Below are 18,152 nucleotides of genomic sequence, written 5' to 3'. Positions count from 1 at the left end.
TGGTCGGGATGAAACGCCCGCGCAATATCGTGATCCTCACCGGAGCCGGAATTTCCGCCGAATCCGGCATCGACACCTTTCGCGGAGGGGGCGGCTTGTGGGAGCAGCACCGGGTGGAGGATGTGGCCACGCCCGAAGCCTTTGCCCGCGATCCCGATCTTGTGCTGCGATTCTACGATATGCGGCGCGAGGCGATCCAGACGCGGCAGCCCAATGCCGCGCACATCGCGCTTGCCCGGCTGGACAGGGAATGGCCGAAGTTGGCGGGTGGCGAAGTTCTGATTGTGACGCAGAATGTCGACGATCTGCATGAGCGGGGCGGGGCGCTGAACGTGCTGCATATGCATGGTGAGCACCTCAACGCATGGTGTACTGCCTGCGATGTGCGCCATCGCTGGACCGGGCCGCTGATCGACCGTCCGCCTTGCCCTTCGTGCGGGGAACCTGCGTTGCGCCCCGACATCGTGTGGTTTGGCGAAATGCCCTATCGCATGGACGAGATTTATCAGGCGATATCGGCTGCCGATCTCTTCGTATCCATCGGAACATCCGGCGCGGTCTATCCGGCAGCGGGCCTTGTACGCACCGCGCGCGATCTGGGGATGCCGACGCTAGAACTCAATCTCGAACGTTCGCAAGGGTCGGCTTGGTTTCACGAAACCCGGCTTGGTCCGGCCACACAGATCGTGCCTGAATGGGTGGACGAACTGCTTTCGTCATAAAGTGTTGCTCGCGCAAAAGGATTGCCACCGCTCTACCCGGCGCGCGCGAATCGTGTTATCTACATCAGTGTGAGCAACGCGATTCCCCATCTCGTCCCGATTTCTGTCGACCCTGCCGACATCGATTTCATGGGCCATGTCAACAACGCCTCCTACCTCAAATGGGTGCAGGACGCGGTGATCGACCACTGGAAGGCGCTGGCTCCGGCAGAGGCGGTTGCCGCGCACCTGTGGGTCGCGCTGAAGCACGAGATCACCTATCGCCGCCCCACGTTTCTTGACGATGCGGTGATTGCCCACGTAATCCTTGAAAAAGTGCAGGGCGCGCGGGCGTTCTATGAAACCGTGATCAAGCGCGGTGAAGACGTGCTGGCCGAGGTAAAATCAAGCTGGTGCTGCCTCGATGCCGAAACGCTGCGTCCGGCGCGGCTGGCACGCGATCTGGTGGAAAAGTTCCTGCCGTCTTCGTTGACATAAAGCTTTATACGATTCGTTGATCCTGCGCCGATAATGCTGCGCGGATGAAAGACCTGCTCGTCTCGCTGCTGACGCCAGCCAATATCGTAATGGCGCTGACTGCGCTGAACATCCTCGCCTTTGCGGCATTCGGCATCGACAAGTGGAAAGCGCAGACCGGGCGCTGGCGGACGAGCGAATCAACGTTGCTGCATCTGGCATTGCTTGGCGGAACGCCGGGCGCTTACCTTGGCCGCAAGCTGTTCCGTCACAAGACGCGCAAGCAGCCATTCGTGAGCCACCTTCACATGATCGCGTTTTTGCAGGTGATGGGGATCGTCTGCTGGAACGGTTGGGATCTGGCCCACCAGTTCTGGAAATGAAGTTCAGCGCAGCTTGGCGATGCTCAAGCCATCGTTCTTCGCGCGCTGCTTCACCGATTCTTCGCTGCGGGTCAGCGCCTTGGCGATGGCTTTGAGCGCCATGCCTTTCTTCGCCAACGTGTGCAACTTGCTGATCTCGTCAGCGGTCCACGCCTGTTTGTGGCGTTCGAAGCGTTCTGCGGCCATCGTTCAATCCTTCCGCGTCACGGTGGCGATGTAGTTCAGCGCAAGATCGTCTGACAGATGCAGCCCGCGTGACACGCTCCACGCGATGCCCATCGGATTGCCCATTTTGAGGCCTGCCGCGTCGAGCAGGTCGTGCAGTTCGACAGGCGTGATGAAATCATCCCAGTGATGCGTGCCCTTTGGCACCATGCCCAGCCCTTCGGCCCCATCGACCAGCAGCAGGCGCGATCGGGTAGTGCGGTTGGGGGTGGAAAGGATCATCAGCCCGCCATCGGCAAGCGCGGCTTCCAGCGCGCCGATGAATGCGGCCTTGTCGGCCACATGTTCGATCACTTCCATCGACGTGACCAGATCGTATCCGGCAAGGCCAAGCTGGCCGACATCGCCGCAACGGTAATCGATGGAAAGCCCTGCGCCTTCGGCATGGAGCCGGGCAACGGCCACGTTTTCGTTCGCCGCGTCCACGCCGGTCACACTTGCGCCAAGGCGTGCCAGCGGTTCGCACAGCAGCCCTGCGCCACACCCAACGTCCAGCGCGCGCCGCCCGGCCAGCGGCTTAACCCCACGCGAATCGCTGCCGAAATGGGCGTCGATAGCATCGCGGATAAAGCCCAGCCTGACCGGGTTCAGCTTGTGCAGCATGGCGGAAGACCCTTTGGGGTTCCACCAGTCCGCCGCCAGCTTGCCGAAATGTGCGGCTTCATCCGCCCGGATCGTTTGAGGGCGAATGGTATGCGCAGAGGTTGCATTGCTCATAAGGCCTCCCTAAAGCGCCCGCGCCGCATTTTCTACCGGACTTGCGGGAAAGATTCTTTCGTTGAGATTCCAGGAGCAAGCCCTTGGCCCGCATCGTGATGAAATTCGGCGGCACTTCGATGGCCGGAACCGAGCGCATCCGCCGCGTGGCGCGCATCGTGCAGCGCCAGCAGGCGGCAGGCCACGAGGTTGCGGTGGTCGTATCGGCAATGGCGGGCGAGACCGACCGCCTTGTCAATTTCTGCCGTGAAGCCAACCCGCTGTACGATCCCGCCGAATACGACGTGGTTGTCGCCAGTGGCGAACAGGTCACGTCCGGTCTTCTGGCGATGCACTTGCAGGCACTGGGCTGCAAGGCGCGGTCGTGGCTGGGCTGGCAGGTGCCGATCAAGACCGACGATGCCCACGCCAAGGCGCGCATCGAGGATATCGATGCCGAAGCGATGCTGGCGAGCATGGCTTCCGGCGAAATCGCGGTTATTCCGGGCTTTCAGGGCGTTGCGCCCACGGGCCGCGTAACCACGCTGGGCCGTGGCGGTTCGGATACGTCTGCGGTGGCGGTTGCGGCTGCGGTCAAGGCTGATCGCTGCGACATCTACACCGACGTCGATGGGGTCTACACCACAGACCCGCGCATCGTGGCCAAGGCGCGCAAGCTCAAGAACGTCACGTATGAAGAAATGCTCGAACTGGCCTCGGTCGGTTCCAAGGTTTTGCAGACCCGTTCGGTCAGCCTTGCCATGAAGGAAGGCGTGCGCGTGCAGGTGCTGTCCTCGTTCATCGATGACGATGCCCCCGCCGCTGATACGATTCCCGGCACAATGATTGTCTCTGACGAAGAGCTTGAAGGACTCGATATGGAACGCCAGCTCATCACCGGCATCGCTGCCGACAAGAACGAAGCCAAGATCACTCTGACGCGCATCTCGGACCGTCCGGGCGCGGTCGCCGCGATCTTCGGCCCGCTGGCAGCGGCCAACATCAACGTCGACATGATTATCCAGAATATCGCCAAGGACAAAGGCGAGACGGATGTCACCTTCACCGTGCCGATCTCTGATCTGGCCCGCACGCAGGCGCTGCTGGAAGAGCGCAAGGACACCATCGGGTATTACCGAATGCTGTCGAACAGCAAGGTTGCCAAGATCAGCGTCGTCGGCGTTGGTATGCGCAGCCACGCCGGCGTTGCCAGCACCATGTTCCGCGCGCTGGCTGATCGGGGCATCAACATCCAGGCCATCACCACCAGCGAAATCAAGGTTTCGGTGCTGATCGACGAGGACGAAACCGAACTGGCGGTTCGCGTTCTGCACACGGCCTATGAGATGGACGGCGAATAAGCCGTTTTCTCTTATTGCTCGATCAAGGCCCCGGCTGAAAAGTCGGGGCTTTTTCGTTGGCGGTCGGCTGACGCAGGGTGAACAGCGCGATTGAGCGCACCGGTTGATCGGGATGCGCGTCGACGTGCCAGACCAGCCATCGCGCTTCCAGTCGTGCCGGGTCACCGGCGTTATCGGCTATTGCGGCGCGTAGGGCGCTTTCGATCTTGATGGGAGCATAGCCGCGCACGTCCGCCGTCGCGGCGATGACCTTGCAAGCGTCCTGCCCCGCAATGCGGGCAGCCAGCAAGCTGCGCGGGGCGGTGGCGGCGTTATATTCACCGCGCACCAGCGTGAACGGTTCGAAGCGCTGGCCAGCAGTGTCGTAAAAGCCGAAGCGTTCGCGGAGCAGGGTGCGCATTCCGGTGCCATCTGATGCGATGTCTTCGGCTGCGTCCACATCGCGCAGCACGGGAATGACCGCACCGGCACAGGCGGGCTGGGCGGCAAGCTGCCGGGCCAGTTCGCGAAAGTCCGGGCGGCTGGGCAGCGGGCGCAGTCCCTGCCAAGACAGCAGCCATGCACCGGTGATCGCCAGCGCCGCCAGCAGAGCGGCGGGCACAAGGCGGGGCTGTTGGCGCATGGCCCGGTCGATCAGGCCAATCAACCCGCACCAGCCTAGCGCCAGGCCAACTTGCGGCCCGCGATAGTTCAGGCTGGGCACGATGAGCGTTACGGCGAGGCCCGCCAGCGTTACCACAAGCGGCCCGGCCAGAAGCGCAAGGTCGTGCAGCGTAGTGGCGCGGTCTTCCCGGTCGGCAAATCCGCGCCGCGCGGCAGTCCCTAGGGTGACCAGACCAGCCAGCATGGCGCAACCCAGCAGCATAGGCAGCCCGGCAGAGCGCAGGCCGATCATCACATGGTTCAGCAGGAAAGCGGGAGTGGGGGCGAACAGCAGTCCCGAATTGCCGAAATCGTGGAACAGCAGAATCTGCGTGGAATAGGCCGCCCCTGCGAGAACGACGCCAGCGATCGCGCCGAGCGCCGTTCGCCACTGGTCGGTTCGCAGCACGACCAGAGCCAGCGCCAGCCATGTCGCCGCATAGAGCGCGAAGAGGTGCGTTGCGGCGGCAAGCGTTGCGGAAAGGACAAGCGTGATCTGCCATTTCCGCGTGACCGTCGGCGCGGCAACGATCCGGGACGAGGCAAGCGCGGCCACGGCAAGCAGCAGTGCCGCCAGCGCATAGGACCGCACTTCGCCCGCATGTTCGTTCCAGAAATGGCTTGTCGCCACCAGCGCCGCCACGAACAGCCGAGGCAGCACGCCTATGCCGGGCCGGGGCAGCAGGAGGATCGCTGTTAGCAGGCCAATCGAGCACAGCATCGGCAGCAGCCGGGCACCAACTTCGCCGAAACCGGAAAGGCGCGTCCATCCCCACAGCAGGGCGTAGAAGGTGGGCGGATGCGTGTCGGACGCGGCGCTGCGCAGCATCTGTGCAAAATGCGGCACCTGCGCGAGATTCATCGAGAACAGTTCGTCCTGCCAGAAACTGTTTATCGCAAGACTGGCCGCAAGCCGCCACAGCGCGAGCGCGATCACGCCTATCGCAAGTGCCAAAGCGACGCGGGGGATCAGGCCGGGGGGTGGGCGGTGCATCCGCATCATGTCCTGCCGCCCCTTCAGTCTGCCGTGATCACCGTATGAGCAGGCCCCAGCCCGAAAGCAACTGCTCTGCCTGTTCGCGCGATATCACCGCGCCGCGGAAGACGCGGGCGTCGTCCAGTTGCAATCCGCCCAGATCCGCGCCGCGCAAGTCTGCACCGCTGAACTGTGCGCCATCGAGGTTGGCTTCGCGCAGCGAACAGCCTTCGAACACCGCGCCGCGAAAATCGCACTTCGCAAGGTCTGCCTGCGCCAGATCGAGGCGCTGGAGCACTTCCTTGCGAAACGAAAGACCGGGCAGGCGCGCGCCGACAAGCAGAACCTCCTCGAAACGGAAATCCATACCCTTGGCCATGTGGAAATCCGCCCCGGTCATCCGCGATGCGGTAATACGCGCCGATGCAATGTTGGCGCGGCGGAATACGGCGTTGTTGAAATCGGATGCCGCGATCACGGCTTCGTCAAGGTCCGCCCCGGTAAAATTGGCAAAGGGGCCTTTGCACCCGCGCCAGGTCGTGCGGTTCAACTTTGAGCCCGCAAAATCGGCATGGCGCAGATTGCAGCGTTCGAACGTCCAGCCCGAAAGATCGATCTTCGAAAGGTCTGCTTCCGTCAGGTCGCATTCGATCAGGTGGTGCGCGCCCTGCCGCGCAAGATCGGCCACGGCAGCGCGATCAAGGGTTTGGCCGGTAGGGGTGCGGGCAGGTGCGGTATCGCTCATCCGCAGCGCTTACGCCACCCAGACGGCATGCAAAAGCAAAACCCCGTCTTCCGGCCGATCCAATGCCGGAAGACGGGGTGCGACCCTGAGCCAGCCCGATGAGGGGGAGATCTGAGCATTGCGGCTCTGGGCTATGCCAATGAGATACCTCCATGCGATTGATCGGTAAAACGCATTGATGTGGACAGAGTGATCGTTGCGGTTGATCAAGTACTGATGCGTGTGGTGCAAGTCTTGCCTTGTTGCCGACACGAACCAGCCCTAAAGCGCGCGCCGGACTATCGCACGGAACCACACCATAATGACCGCAACGCCCCAAACCTCTGCCCTGATGCGCCGTGGTGCCGAATTTCTGGGCACCGAACACGCCATTTTGTGCGGGGCGATGAGCTGGGTTTCGGAACGCAATCTCGTTTCGGCCATCAGCAACGCGGGCGGCTTTGGCGTGATCGCCTGCGGCGCGATGACGCCCGAACTGCTCGACGTAGAGATCGCGGCGACCAAGGCACTGACCGCAAAGCCTTTTGGCGTGAACCTGATCACCATGCACCCGATGCTGTTCGATCTGATCGCGGTTTGTGCCAAGCATCAGGTCGGCCATGTCGTGCTGGCAGGCGGCATTCCGCCCAAGGGCAGCGTCGAGGCGATCAAGGCTTTCGGTGCCAAGGTTCTGGTGTTCGCGCCCACGCTGGCGCTGGCAAAGAAACTGCTGCGCTCGGGCGCGGATGCGCTGGTGATCGAGGGATCGGAAGCGGGCGGGCACATCGGCCCTGTTTCCACGTCGGTGCTCGCGCAGGAATTCCTGCCCGCGCTGGCCGAAGAATACGTCGTCTTCGTAGCGGGCGGTATTGGCCGGGGCGAGATGGTGGCGAGCTATCTGGAAATGGGCGCTTCGGGCGTCCAGCTCGGCACGCGCTTTGCCTGCGCGACTGAATCCATCGCGCACCCCGCGTTCAAGGCGGCGTTCTTCCGGGGCAATGCGCGCGATGCGGTTGCCTCTGTTCAGGTCGATCCGCGCCTGCCGGTGATCCCGGTCCGCGCGCTGAAGAACAAGGGCACCGAAGAGTTCACTGCCAAGCAGGTGGAAGTGGCCAAGAAGCTGGACGCGGGCGAGGTCGATATGGCGGCCGCCCAGCTTGAGATCGAGCATTTCTGGGCAGGTGCCCTGCGCCGCGCGGTGATCGACGGGGATGTGGAACGCGGCTCGATCATGGCCGGGCAATCGGTGGGTATGGTCAACGCTGAAGAGCCGGTGGCCGATATCATCGCGCAACTGATGGCACAGAGCGAGGACGCGCTTTCGCGCCGCTGACCGGATGAAGGGTGCGCGCGCCTCTTTCGGGATCGTCTTTGCGATTGTCCTGATCGACATGCTGGGCTTCGGCATCGTCGCGCCGGTGCTGCCCGGCCTGATCATGGACCTGACCCATGTCGATGTCGGCACGGCGGCGGGTTATGCAGGGTGGTTGGGCGCTGGCTATGCGGCGATGCAGTTCGTCTTTGCGCCGGTGATTGGCAACCTTTCGGACCGCTTTGGACGCAGGCCCGTGCTGCTTGGCGCGGTTTTGATGCTGGGCTTGGACTATCTGTTGCAGGCTTTGGCCCCCAATTTCGGCTGGCTGGTGATCGGACGGCTGCTGGCGGGCGTCACGGGAGCCAGCTTCTCCGCTGGATACGCCTATATTGCCGATGTCACCCCGCCCGAAAAGCGCGCCGCCAATTTCGGTATGATGGGCCTTGCATTCGGCATCGGCTTCGTCGTCGGCCCGGCATTGGGCGGCTTGCTCGGCTCGGTCGATGCGCGGCTGCCGTTCTTTGCGGCGGCAGGACTGGCGCTGGCCAACGCGGCGTTCGGCTTCTTTTTCTTGAAGGAATCGCTCGCGCTGGAAAACCGCCGCCCTTTCGAGTGGCGCAAGGCAAATGCGCTGTCATCATTGCGGGCGCTCAAAGGGCAAAGTCCCACCGTACTGTGGTTCGTGGCGGCGCTGGGCATGTGGCAACTGGCGCATGTCGTTTACCCGGCGGTCTGGCCCTATTTCGCGATTGCGGCCTATGGCTTCACCACTGGGCAGGTAGGGCTGGCGCTGGCGATGGTCGGCTTTACCAGCGCGCTGGTGCAGGGCGTCGCCTTGCGCCTGTTCCTGCCGAAACTGGGAGAGCGGCGCGCGGTGATGCTGGGCGTGGCGGGCCTATGTGTTTCGGCCGTGCTCTATGTGCTGGCGGTAGAGACGTGGCAGGTCTATCTGGCCATCGCCGTGGGATCGCTGCAAGGGTTCGTGCAGCCGCCGATATCCGCGTACAACAGCCGCGCGGTGGATGCGCGCAGCCAGGGCGAATTGCAGGGCGCGGTCCAGTCCATCGGTTCCATCGCGGCGATCATTGGCCCCCCGATCTATACCCAAACGCTGGAGCGGTTCAGCGGCCCTGATGCGGTGGTTCACCTGCCGGGGATGCCGATGCTGCTGTCGGCGGGCATTTCGGTGCTGACCTTGGCGCTGTTCCTCAAAGGCGCATCGCTGCTGACGAAGCAGGATCAGCTTTCCAGTTCAACGTCCCAGTAAAGCCAGTCGCGCCACGTTTCGTGCAGGTAGTTTGGCGGGAAAGCGCGCCCGCGTTCCTGCAATTGCCACGTCGTGGGCCGGATCGCGCGGTTCATCAGCCGCATGTGCGCCTGTTCCGGCGTGCGCCCGCCCTTCTTGAGATTGCAGGGCGCGCAGGCAGCGGCGACGTTTTCCCACGATGTGCGCCCGCCCAGACGGCGGGGCACGATATGGTCGAAGGTCAAATTCTCGTGTGTCCCGCAATACTGGCAGTGAAAGCCATCGCGCAGGAACAGGTTGAAGCGGGTGAAGGCCGGATATTCGCTGGGCCGCACGTATTGCCGCAGCGCGATGACCGAAGGCAGCCTCATGCCAAAGCTGGCGCTGTGAACCTCGCGGTCATACGTGTCGATGATGTCCACACGCTCAAGAAACACGGCCTTGATCGCGGTCTGCCACGGCCAGAGGCTGAGCGGATAATAGCTGAGCGGCGTGTAATCTGCGTTGAGCACCAGCGCCGGGCAGTTCGAAAGATGGCGGTCGTTATGCAGAACGTCGTTGATCGCGGCGCTATCGCCGCTGTTGGGCCTGGCCGAAGCCGCCCGATCGATCAGCGCCTTGTGCAGCACGTCCTGAACCGGTCCCTGAAGACGGGGGCAGGATCGCCTCCGCAGGGGCAGTCATGGCTGAACCTCGTGACCGCTGTGTTACGCATGAAGGGAAGAAACACCCCTGCGACTCTCGCGTCAAGGGGGAGCAGGTCGCGCTATCCACAGCCTGCCCCCTTTGCCGTGCAGTTTAGCCAGCCAGCGTCTTGACCAGATCGGTCAGATATTCGCGCGCCTTGTAGAGAGACTGAACCTCGATCCGCTCGTTCAGCCCGTGGATGCCGTTGCCATCGGGATCGAGCCATGCGCCCGGCACGCCATACGTCGGGATGCCCTTGAGATAGACCGCATCGGTCGCGCCGGTCAGCATCGTCGGCAGCAAAAGAACGCCGGGATAGTGCTTTGCCGCCAGCTTTTCGATCGGGCCGACAATGGCCGGGTCCATCGGCGGCACCACCGCAATTGGCTTGCCCAGCACCTTGGGCACCAGCTTCAGCGCCGGATTGGCGACGACCTTTTCGAGCATCGCCTGCGTTTCCTCGGTCGTCCGTCCAGGGAACATGCGGCAGTTCACGTTGGCCGTGGCGCGTTGCGGCAGCGCGTTCTGCGCATGGCCCGCATCCACCAGCGTGGCCACGCAACTGGTGTGCAGCATCGAATTGAGCATCTTGTCCTGCCGCAGCACGGCCAGCGCCGCGCTGTCAGCCGGGTTGGCGACGATGGCCTGCATCGCCTTGCCCACCTCACCGCCGCGCGCTGCGCCCGCCTTGGTGAAGAAGGCGCGGGTGGTATCGTTGAACTCTACCGGAAATTCGAACTCGCGAATTTTCAGCAGCGCTTCGGACAGGTCATAGATCGCATTTGCCCGCACTGGCTGCGAGCTATGTCCGCCGGGATTGGTGGCGGTCAGCGTGAAGTCCTGATAGGCCTTTTCGCCCACCTGTAGCGTCTGGACTTCCAGCTTCCCGCCTTTGGAAATCGGCGTGCCATTGGTGCGTCCGCCACCGCCTTCGTTCAGGGCAAAAGCTGCATCGATCAGATCCTTGCGGTTGTTCGCCAGCCATTCCGCACCGTTGAACGCTCCCGATGTTTCCTCGCCACAGGTCAGCGCCAGCTTTATCGTGCGCTTGGGCTTGTACCCCTGCTTGGCAAAGCGCACGAAGATGTCGGTCCAGATCGCGGCCTGCGCCTTGTCGTCCACCGTGCCCCGGCCATAGAAATAGCCGTCCTCCTCGATCAGCTTGAACGGATCGCGGGTCCAGTCTTCACGCTTGGCTTCCACCACGTCGATATGCGCGATCAGCAGCATCGGCTTGAGGCTTTTCGACGTGCCGGGGATCATCGCGACAAGCCCGCCGTCCTTCGGGTGTTCCGGCGTGGCGAAAGGCACGATCTGGCTTTCGGGCAGGCCCGCCGCTTTCAGCCGCGCGCCCATCTTCGCCGCAGCTTCGGTGCAGCTGCCATTCTTCACCGTGGTATTCGTCTCGATCAGTTCGCGATAAAGATCGCGGAATTCGGCAACATCGGGTGCCAGCGGCGCATCCGCCGCCTGTGCCGCGGTGCCGATTTGCGAAGCGGCCAGTGCCGCAAGAAGCATTTTGCGCATGAAAGTGGTCCCCTGAAACGGCGGCCCTGCCACCGTTACTGACAGGCAATTCAGCAGAGTTGCAACGCCTTGAACAGGGGGCGATTTTCCCCTTGTTTCGGATTGGATGAATATGCGCCCGGTCCTGTGCAAAACAGGCCGGATTCGCTTGGGTTTTTGCGCCTTGAAGACTATGTGCAAAAGGATGGCCAGTACGAACGAAAACACCCCGAACACCAATTCCTATGGCGCGGATTCGATCAAGGTTTTGAAAGGCCTTGATGCGGTGCGCAAACGCCCCGGCATGTACATCGGCGATACCGATGATGGATCGGGCCTGCACCACATGGTGTTCGAAGTTTCGGACAACGCGATTGACGAAGCGCTGGCCGGGCACTGCGATCTGGTGCTGATCGAATTGAACCCTGATGGTTCGGTTTCGGTGGAAGACAACGGTCGCGGCATCCCGACCGACATTCACCCCGAAGAAGGCGTTTCGGCGGCCGAAGTCATCATGACCCAGCTTCACGCGGGCGGTAAGTTCGAAAACACGTCTGACGATAACGCCTACAAGGTTTCGGGCGGCTTGCACGGCGTGGGCGTTTCGGTGGTGAACGCCCTGTCTGAATGGCTGGAACTCACGATCTGGCGCGAAGGCAAGGAGCATTGGATGCGCTTTGCCAATGGCGATGCCGAAGGTCCGCTGGTGGTCCGGGGCGATGCGCCTGCGGGCAAGAAGGGCACGCGCGTGACCTTCTCGGCCAGCCATGAAACCTTCAAAAACGTGCTGGAGTTCGATTTCGACAAGCTCGAACACCGCTACCGCGAACTTGCCTTCCTAAATTCGGGCGTGCGCATCCTGCTGCGTGACAAGCGGCACGAGGACGTGAAGGAACACGATCTCTATTACGAAGGCGGCATTGCGGCTTTCGTGAAGTATCTGGATCGGAACAAGCAGCCTCTGATGCCCGAGCCGGTGGCGATTTCGGCCAACCGCGATGGCATCGGCATCGATGTCGCGCTGGAATGGAACGACAGCTACTACGAAAACGTGCTGTGCTTCACCAACAACATCCCGCAGCGCGATGGCGGCACGCACCTTGCGGCCTTCCGCGCGGCGCTGACGCGCACGCTGAACGGTTATGCCGAGCGTTCGGGCCTGCTGAAGAAGGAAAAGGTCAGCCTTACGGGCGATGACATGCGCGAAGGCCTCACCGCCATCGTCTCGGTCAAGCTGCCTGATCCCAAGTTCTCGTCGCAGACCAAGGACAAGCTGGTTTCTTCCGAAGTGCGCCAGCCGCTGGAAAGCCTGATGGCCGACAAGATGGTCGAATGGCTTGAGGAAAACCCCGGCCACGCCAAGGCCATCGTCCAGAAAGTGATCGATGCTGCCGCAGCACGCGAAGCGGCCAAGCGTGCGCGTGAACTCACCCGGCGCAAGGGCGCGATGGACATCGCCAGCCTGCCCGGCAAACTGGCCGATTGTCAGGAGCGCGATCCTTCGAAGTGCGAACTGTTTCTGGTCGAGGGTGACTCCGCAGGCGGCAGTGCCAAGCAGGGGCGTGACCGCAAGACGCAGGCGATCCTGCCGCTCAAGGGCAAGATCCTCAATGTGGAGCGCGCGCGGTTTGACCGGATCATTTCGTCCAAGGAAGTGGGCACGCTGATTCAGGCGATGGGCACCGGCCTGCGCGATGAATTCAACCTTGAAAAGCTGCGCTATCACAAGATCGTGATCATGACCGACGCCGACGTTGACGGCGCGCATATCCGCACGCTGCTGCTCACATTCTTCCACCGTCAGATGCCCGAAATCATCAAGGCCGGGCACCTCTTCATCGCCCAGCCGCCGCTCTACAAGGTCGCCAAGGGCCGCAGCGAAGTCTACCTGAAAGACAACGCCGCGATGGACCGCTATCTGGTCGAAGCGGGTCTTTCGGGGCGTGTGCTGGAAACCACCGGTGGCGCGCGCAGCGGACCAGATCTCGAAGCGCTGGTCGAACATGCGCTGCGGATGCGCAACCTGATGGGCTTCGCGCCACGCCGCTATAACCCCTCGATTATCGAGGCGCTGGCTCTGGCGGGTGCGCTCGAACCTGAAATGACGGCGGAGCAACGCGATGCGGCGCTTGCCCGTGCGGCAGACTGGCTCAATCGCGGCGACACCGAAGCGCGGTGGAGCGTCATCGTTTCCGAAGAAGGCGGATACCATGTCCAGCGCCTGTGGCGCGGCGTGACCGATCATCACATGATCGAAGCCGGTTTCCTTGTCAGCGCAGAGGCTCGCAAACTTGCGCGCCTCGCGGCGGAAAACGCCGATGTCTATTCCGGCATGGCGCGGCTGGTGCGCGCCACTGCCGCTGAGGCTGAAGTGACTGCGCCTGTGGCAGATGGTGATGATGAGGCTCCTGCGGTCGTCACCGCCAAGCCCAAGGACGCGATCACGCGGCCTTCGGAACTGCTTGATGCCGTCTTCGCTGGCGGGCGCAAGGGCCTGTCGATCCAGCGCTACAAAGGCTTGGGCGAAATGAACGCGGAACAGCTTTGGGAAACCACGCTCAACCCCGACATCCGCTCGCTGTTGCAGGTGAAGGTCGAAGACGCCGACGTGACCGACGAAATCTTCACTCGTCTGATGGGCGATGTGGTGGAACCGCGCCGTGACTTCATTCAGGAAAATGCGCTCAACGTGGCGAACCTGGACGTTTGATCGTGGCATTTACCGATGACATCCCGTGGGACCAGCCGGCCACGATGATCGATCTTGAAGGCCGCGCGCCCATCATCGGCACGATCCGCGATTGCGCGCTGCACTATGGCCTCTACAAGCCCCACGCACGCGATAACGCGCGGGTGCTGCTCACCAAGCCGATCCACCGCGAAGGCCGGGCAACGCGCACATGGTTGCTCGATCCCTCGGAAATTGCCGAACTGGCTGATCGGCTGGCGCGCGAGACGAATTGAACGGCGGTCAATCCGCCCGCATAGCCGCCGCTGCAAGGCTTTCCGCCTCCACCAAAAGTTCATCGTCAGCCGCGCCCGCAGGCGTCGTTTCGCGCCCGATCATGACCAGCACCGGCACCGCCAGCGGGCTGACGCGATCGAGTTCGACATGGACAAGTTGCCCCTGCGCGCGATCCAGCAGATCGCCCAGGCGCCCCACATCGGTCATCCGCGCCCGCGCATCGGCCCATGCGGCCTCGATCAGCAGGTGGTCAGGTTCATACTTGCGCAGCACGTCATAGATCAGGTCGGTCGAGAAGGTGACCTGTTTGCCCGACTTGCGCTTGCCGGGATGCTGCCGCTCCACCAACCCGGAAATCACCGCCACTTCGCGAAAGGCGCGGCGCAGAAGGTGCGATTCCTGCACCCATTCCACGAACTCATGCGCAAGGATATCGGGCGACAGCAGAGGTGCGGGGTCTTCCACCGGCCGCGCACCCCACACCGCCAGCGAATAATCGTTGGCGACGAACCCCAGTGGCACCAGCCCGCGTTCGTTCATCCGCCGCGTGATCAGCATGCCGAGCGACTGGTTCGCGTTCCACCCTTCGAACGTGTAATAGACGGTGTAGTGCTTGTTCTGGTGCGGAAAACTCTCTGCCAGAAGCATCCCCGGCCCCGGCAATTTGCTGCGCCAGTCCTGCATTTCCAGCCATTCGCGCACATCATCGGGGAACCGCGCCCATCCTGCCCGGTCCACCATCAGCCCGCGCACACGGTCCGAAAGGTGCGTGGTCAGCGGCAGCCTTGCGCCCATATAGCTTGGAATCTGACCCGGTTTTTTCGCCGCCCGCACGATGAGTTCCAGATCGCGCACGCCTTCGACTTCAAGGTCCATGCCAGCAAAGCGGATCGTGTCGCCCGGCGATAATGTCGCGCCAAAGCTCTCCTCCACCTTGCCCAGTGACCGCCCGTTGCGGAAGCGCACGTCCAGCATTTCGGAATCGACGATGATCCCCGCGTTCAGCCGGTGCCGCGCGGCATGTTCGGGATGCGTCAGCCGCCACGTTCCGTTGCGGTCCCGCACAATGCGCTTGAACCGGTCATAGGCGCGCAGCGCGTATCCGCCCGTAGCCACGAATGCCAGCACACGCCGCCACTGCACCTCATCGATCCAGCGATAGGGGTGGGCTGATTGCACCTCGGCCAATAGCGCCGCCTCATTAAACGGCCCCGCGCAGGCGCAGGCCATCACATGCTGCGCCAGCACGTCCAGCCCGCCCGCGCGGAACTCCTCGCCATCGCGCCGCCCTTCGTGAACGGCTTCCTGCGCGGCAAAGGCCTCCAGAAATTCAAAGCGATTGCCCGGCGCCAGCAGCGCCCTGCTGGGGCAGTCGAGCCGGTGATTGGCCCGACCGATCCGCTGCAACAGCCGCGACGATCCCTTGGGCGCGCCCATTTGCACCACCAGATCAACGTCGCCCCAGTCCACGCCCAGGTCGAGGCTGGCGGTGCAGACCAGCGCGCGCAACTCCCCCCGCGCCATCGCCCCTTCCACTTTGCGCCGGGCTTCCTTCGACAGCGAACCGTGGTGGATGCCGATGGGGAGCTTGTCGTCGTTCACATCCCACAACAGCTGGAAGATGTATTCGGCCAGGAACCGCGTGTTGGTGAAGATCAGCGTGGTCTGGTTGCGCCGGATTTCGTCATAGAGCTGCGGCACGGCCCAGGCCGCCGCATGGCCGCCCCACGGCACCCGTTCATCTTCCGGGTTCAGGATGGCGAGTTCGGGCTTTGCTCCCGGCTCCCCCTCCACCAGTCGCACCGATCCCGCATTGCCACCGGGCGCAAGCCATGCGCAAAAGTCCTGCGGGTCCGCCACCGTGGCCGATAGCGCCACGCGCCGCATATTCGGCGCGATGGCTTGCAACCGCGCCAGCGATAGCGCCAGCAGATCGCCGCGCTTGCCCGTGGCAAAGGCGTGAACCTCGTCCACGATCACCCGCCGCAGCCCGGCAAACATCGTCGCCGCTTCCGGATAGCTCAGCAGCAGCGAGAGCGATTCAGGCGTGGTGAGCAGCACATGCGGGGGCCTTGCCCGCTGCCGCGCCTTGCGATCAGAAGGCGTATCCCCGCTGCGCGTCTCCACCCGGATCGGCAGCCCGATTTCCTCGATAGGCGTCAGCAGATTGCGCTGTACGTCATGCGCCAGCGCTTTCAGCGGCGAAACATAGAGCGTATGCAGCCCATCGCCGGGCGGACAGTCGCCCGCAAAGTCCGCCAGCGTCGGCAAGAACCCCGCCAGCGTCTTGCCCGCACCCGTATCGGCCACCAGCAGCGCGTGCTGCCCGGCGCGCTCAGCTTCCAGCATCTCGCTCTGATGCCGCCGCACGCGCCAGCCCCGCGCGGTGAACCAGTCGGTAATGGAGGCGGGCAGCGTCATCCCGCCCAAGATAGGCACGCTCTTACAGAACCGAAAGTATCGCCTCGCGGTCCTTGCCCTTCCAAGCCAGCGTCGCGTCGATCAGCGCGATATTGACGGCGCACTGGTCGGCATCACTGCCCTTGCCGTTCATCGCCTTGCGCACGCGCTCGTCCGGGATGCCGGTCAGCGCGATCACCTTGCCCACCAGTTCCCCCGGCACTTGCGCGCGGGCCGGAGCCATCCGCTGCGGTGGGCCAAGCTGGCTGGCATCGAGCATCCGCAACGCCAGCTTGCGTTCGGCCTCCAGCGTCGCATCGGGCACCACAATCTGGCGATCAAGGCGATGCGTGCGAACATAGGCCATGCACTGCGCCGCCCCCACCTTGCGCGCAGCGCGCAGCAGATCGGCACGCACACGCTGCACATCGGCCAGCAACGGTCCCTTTTCGACAAGCGCGGTCATATACATCCGCTCGCGCACCAGATCGTGAACTTTGGCGCGATAGGCAGCATCGTCGCTGCCATCGCTGCGGGCAATCGTGCGGTTGGCGCTGAACAGCGCGGCCAGATCAGGCTGGAGCGATTTCAGGCCCTCCAGCGTGATCTCCGGCCCAAAGATCGCCGCGATGGCCCCGCCAATCGCCTTCGTATCCTCGGCCACCGCGCTTGCGGAAATCGCGGGGGGCGGTGGCGAGGTATCGGGCGTGCTGTCGTTGAACGCAAAACGCACGATCTGGATCAGAAAGATCGCTGCAAAAATCCACAGACGGCCCTTGCTGAACCACCCGGTCTCCACATCGGCACCGTCCTGCTTATCCCACAGCGCCACGCGCCACGGATCGAAATGGTGCTCCAGTTCGGGGAAGTTCTTGCGCACGCCTGCCAGCAATTGCTCCACTTGTGCGCGTTTCACGAACCAGCCCTTGCGGCTGCTCTGCTGCGCAGGCGTGGTCAGTTCCTTCCAAGCCTTGTGCAGCGGATGGCCCGGCTCCTGCACCTTTTCGCGAAAGCGCAGGCCCCGCAGCCGTGCGTTGAGAAAGGCGATGGCAGGCCGTTCCGAAACCTGCCCGCGCTCGTTTTCCCACCCGAACACCGCCGCTGCCGGCTCCAGCAGCGGGGCCGAACGCGGCCAGCTATCGGCCAGCATCCGGGCGAGCCAGTTGTCGATTTCGTCGAACGCGGTGACGCTGACCGTCTCGGCATGGCGCAGCACGGCCTTGAGATGGCCCAGCGCCATCGCCTCTTCCCAGCCTTCCAGCGGCGGCGGCGTGTCATCGTCGTCACCCTGCCGCTGAACCGCAAAGAGCAGGCGATGCAGCGCCTGTTCGTGCGCCCATGCGGGCATTACGGCGTCGGATGTGGGTTCCAGACCCAGCAGAACCGGCTGGGCAAAGGGATCGCGCGAAACAGCAATTGCCTGGTCGGCGGGAGCCTGCGCCGCCGAAAAGCCGGTGGTCACGTCCAGCTTCGGCGCAGCTTCGCCCAACCGCGTCGTCAGGCTCGGATCGGCCTCGCCCGATGCGGCAGGCGCAGCATAAAGCCAGCTTGAGGTTTCGGATTCCGAAGGGGATTCCAATACCTTGTCCGACTCTCCCTCGTCCAGCGGCGCAACCCCGGCGAAAGGATCGAACTCCTCTTCTACCTCCGGTTTCGCGTGCATCCTTGCCCAGCGCAGCGCCGCATCGCGCGCTTCGCGCAGCCGGGCATAACCATCGACGTCTTGGTCGATGTCCATCGCCTTCAGCCGATCGGCATAGGCACGGCGGATCACGCCCACATCGGGCGTCTTGGCAATCCCAAGGACTCTCCAGGCCTGAGTCGGTGTCATGGGCGTGCCAGTGTCAT

Annotated in this window: 16 protein-coding genes; 8 read left to right on the top strand and 8 right to left on the bottom strand. The window is 63.2% G+C overall.

All coding sequences use genetic code 11. The features are described from left to right. Positions 1–8 precede the first annotated feature (8 nt). The 3 genes from HGI47_RS01495 to HGI47_RS01485 all read left to right on the top strand — a co-directional run bounded on the left by HGI47_RS01495 (position 9) and on the right by HGI47_RS01485 (position 1,561). On the top strand, positions 9–722 hold the full coding sequence (locus HGI47_RS01495) for an NAD-dependent deacylase (RefSeq protein ID WP_168850993.1): 714 nt from the start codon (positions 9–11) through the stop codon (positions 720–722). A gap of 69 nt (positions 723–791) precedes the next feature. Then, positions 792–1,199, top strand: coding sequence for a thioesterase family protein (locus HGI47_RS01490; RefSeq protein WP_168850992.1), 408 nt, complete (start codon positions 792–794; stop codon positions 1,197–1,199). A gap of 44 nt (positions 1,200–1,243) precedes the next feature. Then, positions 1,244–1,561 (top strand): DUF1294 domain-containing protein, encoded by a 318-nt coding sequence (locus tag HGI47_RS01485; protein ID WP_206065915.1) that lies wholly within the window; start codon positions 1,244–1,246, stop codon positions 1,559–1,561. Positions 1,562–1,564: 3 nt separating this feature from the next. On the opposite strand, the gene HGI47_RS01480 is transcribed toward HGI47_RS01485, so the two are convergent. Continuing rightward, positions 1,565–1,747, bottom strand: coding sequence for a hypothetical protein (locus HGI47_RS01480; RefSeq protein ID WP_168850991.1), 183 nt, complete (start codon positions 1,745–1,747; stop codon positions 1,565–1,567). Between the two features lie 3 nt (positions 1,748–1,750). Then, positions 1,751–2,503: a bifunctional 2-polyprenyl-6-hydroxyphenol methylase/3-demethylubiquinol 3-O-methyltransferase UbiG gene (ubiG, locus tag HGI47_RS01475; RefSeq protein WP_168850990.1), complete on the bottom strand. Its 753-nt coding sequence runs from the start codon at positions 2,501–2,503 to the stop codon at positions 1,751–1,753. 98 nt (positions 2,504–2,601) lie between these two features. Between ubiG and HGI47_RS01470 the strand changes: the two genes are divergently transcribed. Further along, positions 2,602–3,843, top strand: coding sequence for an aspartate kinase (locus HGI47_RS01470; RefSeq protein ID WP_206065954.1), 1,242 nt, complete (start codon positions 2,602–2,604; stop codon positions 3,841–3,843). Positions 3,844–3,865: 22 nt separating this feature from the next. Here HGI47_RS01470 and HGI47_RS01465 read toward each other — a convergent pair whose 3' ends face one another. Both HGI47_RS01465 and HGI47_RS01460 read right to left on the bottom strand, forming a co-directional pair. Next, the gene (locus HGI47_RS01465) at positions 3,866–5,479 is read right to left on the bottom strand and encodes a hypothetical protein (protein ID WP_168850988.1); all 1,614 of its coding nucleotides are present in this window, start codon (positions 5,477–5,479) and stop codon (positions 3,866–3,868) included. 37 nt (positions 5,480–5,516) lie between these two features. After that, positions 5,517–6,206, bottom strand: a complete 690-nt coding sequence (locus HGI47_RS01460) for a pentapeptide repeat-containing protein (protein ID WP_168850987.1) — start codon at positions 6,204–6,206, stop codon at positions 5,517–5,519. A 301-nt stretch (positions 6,207–6,507) separates the two neighbouring features. On the opposite strand from HGI47_RS01460, the gene HGI47_RS01455 reads away from it, so the two are divergent. Further along, the gene (locus tag HGI47_RS01455; RefSeq protein WP_168850986.1) at positions 6,508–7,518 is read left to right on the top strand and encodes a nitronate monooxygenase family protein; all 1,011 of its coding nucleotides are present in this window, start codon (positions 6,508–6,510) and stop codon (positions 7,516–7,518) included. Positions 7,519–7,522: 4 nt separating this feature from the next. Next, complete coding sequence (locus HGI47_RS01450; protein WP_168850985.1) at positions 7,523–8,767, top strand: MFS transporter; 1,245 nt, start codon at positions 7,523–7,525, stop codon at positions 8,765–8,767. Here HGI47_RS01450 and HGI47_RS01445 read toward each other — a convergent pair. Both HGI47_RS01445 and HGI47_RS01440 read right to left on the bottom strand, forming a co-directional pair. Further along, positions 8,740–9,375 carry an HNH endonuclease gene (locus tag HGI47_RS01445; protein WP_168850984.1) on the bottom strand — a complete coding sequence of 212 codons (636 nt, stop codon included), beginning with the start codon at positions 9,373–9,375 and terminating at the stop codon, positions 8,740–8,742. The genes HGI47_RS01450 and HGI47_RS01445 overlap by 28 nt on opposite strands. A 169-nt stretch (positions 9,376–9,544) precedes the next feature. Further along, a complete protein-coding gene (locus HGI47_RS01440; RefSeq protein WP_168850983.1) occupies positions 9,545–10,960 on the bottom strand; it encodes a M20/M25/M40 family metallo-hydrolase in 1,416 nt (471 codons plus the stop codon). Between the two features lie 184 nt (positions 10,961–11,144). Here HGI47_RS01440 and gyrB point away from each other — a divergent pair, with 184 nt between their 5' ends. Together gyrB and HGI47_RS01430 are read left to right on the top strand one after the other, a co-directional pair. Continuing rightward, positions 11,145–13,649 (top strand): DNA topoisomerase (ATP-hydrolyzing) subunit B, encoded by a 2,505-nt coding sequence (gene gyrB, locus HGI47_RS01435; RefSeq protein WP_168850982.1) that lies wholly within the window; start codon positions 11,145–11,147, stop codon positions 13,647–13,649. Between the two features lie 44 nt (positions 13,650–13,693). Then, the gene (locus HGI47_RS01430) at positions 13,694–13,903 is read left to right on the top strand and encodes a hypothetical protein (protein WP_052242259.1); all 210 of its coding nucleotides are present in this window, start codon (positions 13,694–13,696) and stop codon (positions 13,901–13,903) included. A gap of 7 nt (positions 13,904–13,910) precedes the next feature. On the opposite strand, the gene HGI47_RS01425 is transcribed toward HGI47_RS01430, so the two are convergent. Then, the gene (locus HGI47_RS01425; RefSeq protein ID WP_206065914.1) at positions 13,911–16,325 is read right to left on the bottom strand and encodes a ligase-associated DNA damage response DEXH box helicase; all 2,415 of its coding nucleotides are present in this window, start codon (positions 16,323–16,325) and stop codon (positions 13,911–13,913) included. A 22-nt stretch (positions 16,326–16,347) separates the two neighbouring features. Continuing rightward, on the bottom strand, positions 16,348–18,135 hold the full coding sequence (locus tag HGI47_RS01420) for a hypothetical protein (RefSeq protein WP_168850981.1): 1,788 nt from the start codon (positions 18,133–18,135) through the stop codon (positions 16,348–16,350). Positions 18,136–18,152: the final 17 nt, after the last annotated feature.

Origin of the sequence: Novosphingobium sp. ERN07, assembly GCF_012641335.1 — a bacterium.
Lineage (GTDB): Bacteria > Pseudomonadota > Alphaproteobacteria > Sphingomonadales > Sphingomonadaceae > Novosphingobium.
Note: the sequence above shows the minus strand (reverse complement) of the source record. Positions and strands in the feature narration are given on the sequence as shown.

Bases quoted from the DNA above. Each gene is read 5' to 3' on its own strand.
- HGI47_RS01495 (WP_168850993.1), top strand. From the start codon at position 9: ATGAAACGCCCGCGCAATATCGTGATCCTCACCGGAGCCGGAATTTCC.
- HGI47_RS01485 (WP_206065915.1), top strand. From the start codon at position 1,244: ATGAAAGACCTGCTCGTCTCGCTGCTGACGCCAGCCAATATCGTAATG.
- HGI47_RS01480 (WP_168850991.1), bottom strand. From the start codon at position 1,747: ATGGCCGCAGAACGCTTCGAACGCCACAAACAGGCGTGGACCGCTGAC.
- ubiG (WP_168850990.1), bottom strand. From the start codon at position 2,503: ATGAGCAATGCAACCTCTGCGCATACCATTCGCCCTCAAACGATCCGG.
- HGI47_RS01470 (WP_206065954.1), top strand. From the start codon at position 2,602: ATGAAATTCGGCGGCACTTCGATGGCCGGAACCGAGCGCATCCGCCGC.
- HGI47_RS01465 (WP_168850988.1), bottom strand. From the start codon at position 5,479: ATGCACCGCCCACCCCCCGGCCTGATCCCCCGCGTCGCTTTGGCACTT.
- HGI47_RS01460 (WP_168850987.1), bottom strand. From the start codon at position 6,206: ATGAGCGATACCGCACCTGCCCGCACCCCTACCGGCCAAACCCTTGAT.
- HGI47_RS01455 (WP_168850986.1), top strand. From the start codon at position 6,508: ATGACCGCAACGCCCCAAACCTCTGCCCTGATGCGCCGTGGTGCCGAA.
- HGI47_RS01450 (WP_168850985.1), top strand. From the start codon at position 7,523: ATGAAGGGTGCGCGCGCCTCTTTCGGGATCGTCTTTGCGATTGTCCTG.
- HGI47_RS01440 (WP_168850983.1), bottom strand. From the start codon at position 10,960: ATGCGCAAAATGCTTCTTGCGGCACTGGCCGCTTCGCAAATCGGCACC.
- gyrB (WP_168850982.1), top strand. From the start codon at position 11,145: ATGGCCAGTACGAACGAAAACACCCCGAACACCAATTCCTATGGCGCG.
- HGI47_RS01430 (WP_052242259.1), top strand. From the start codon at position 13,694: ATGATCGATCTTGAAGGCCGCGCGCCCATCATCGGCACGATCCGCGAT.
- HGI47_RS01425 (WP_206065914.1), bottom strand. From the start codon at position 16,325: ATGACGCTGCCCGCCTCCATTACCGACTGGTTCACCGCGCGGGGCTGG.
- HGI47_RS01420 (WP_168850981.1), bottom strand. From the start codon at position 18,135: ATGACACCGACTCAGGCCTGGAGAGTCCTTGGGATTGCCAAGACGCCC.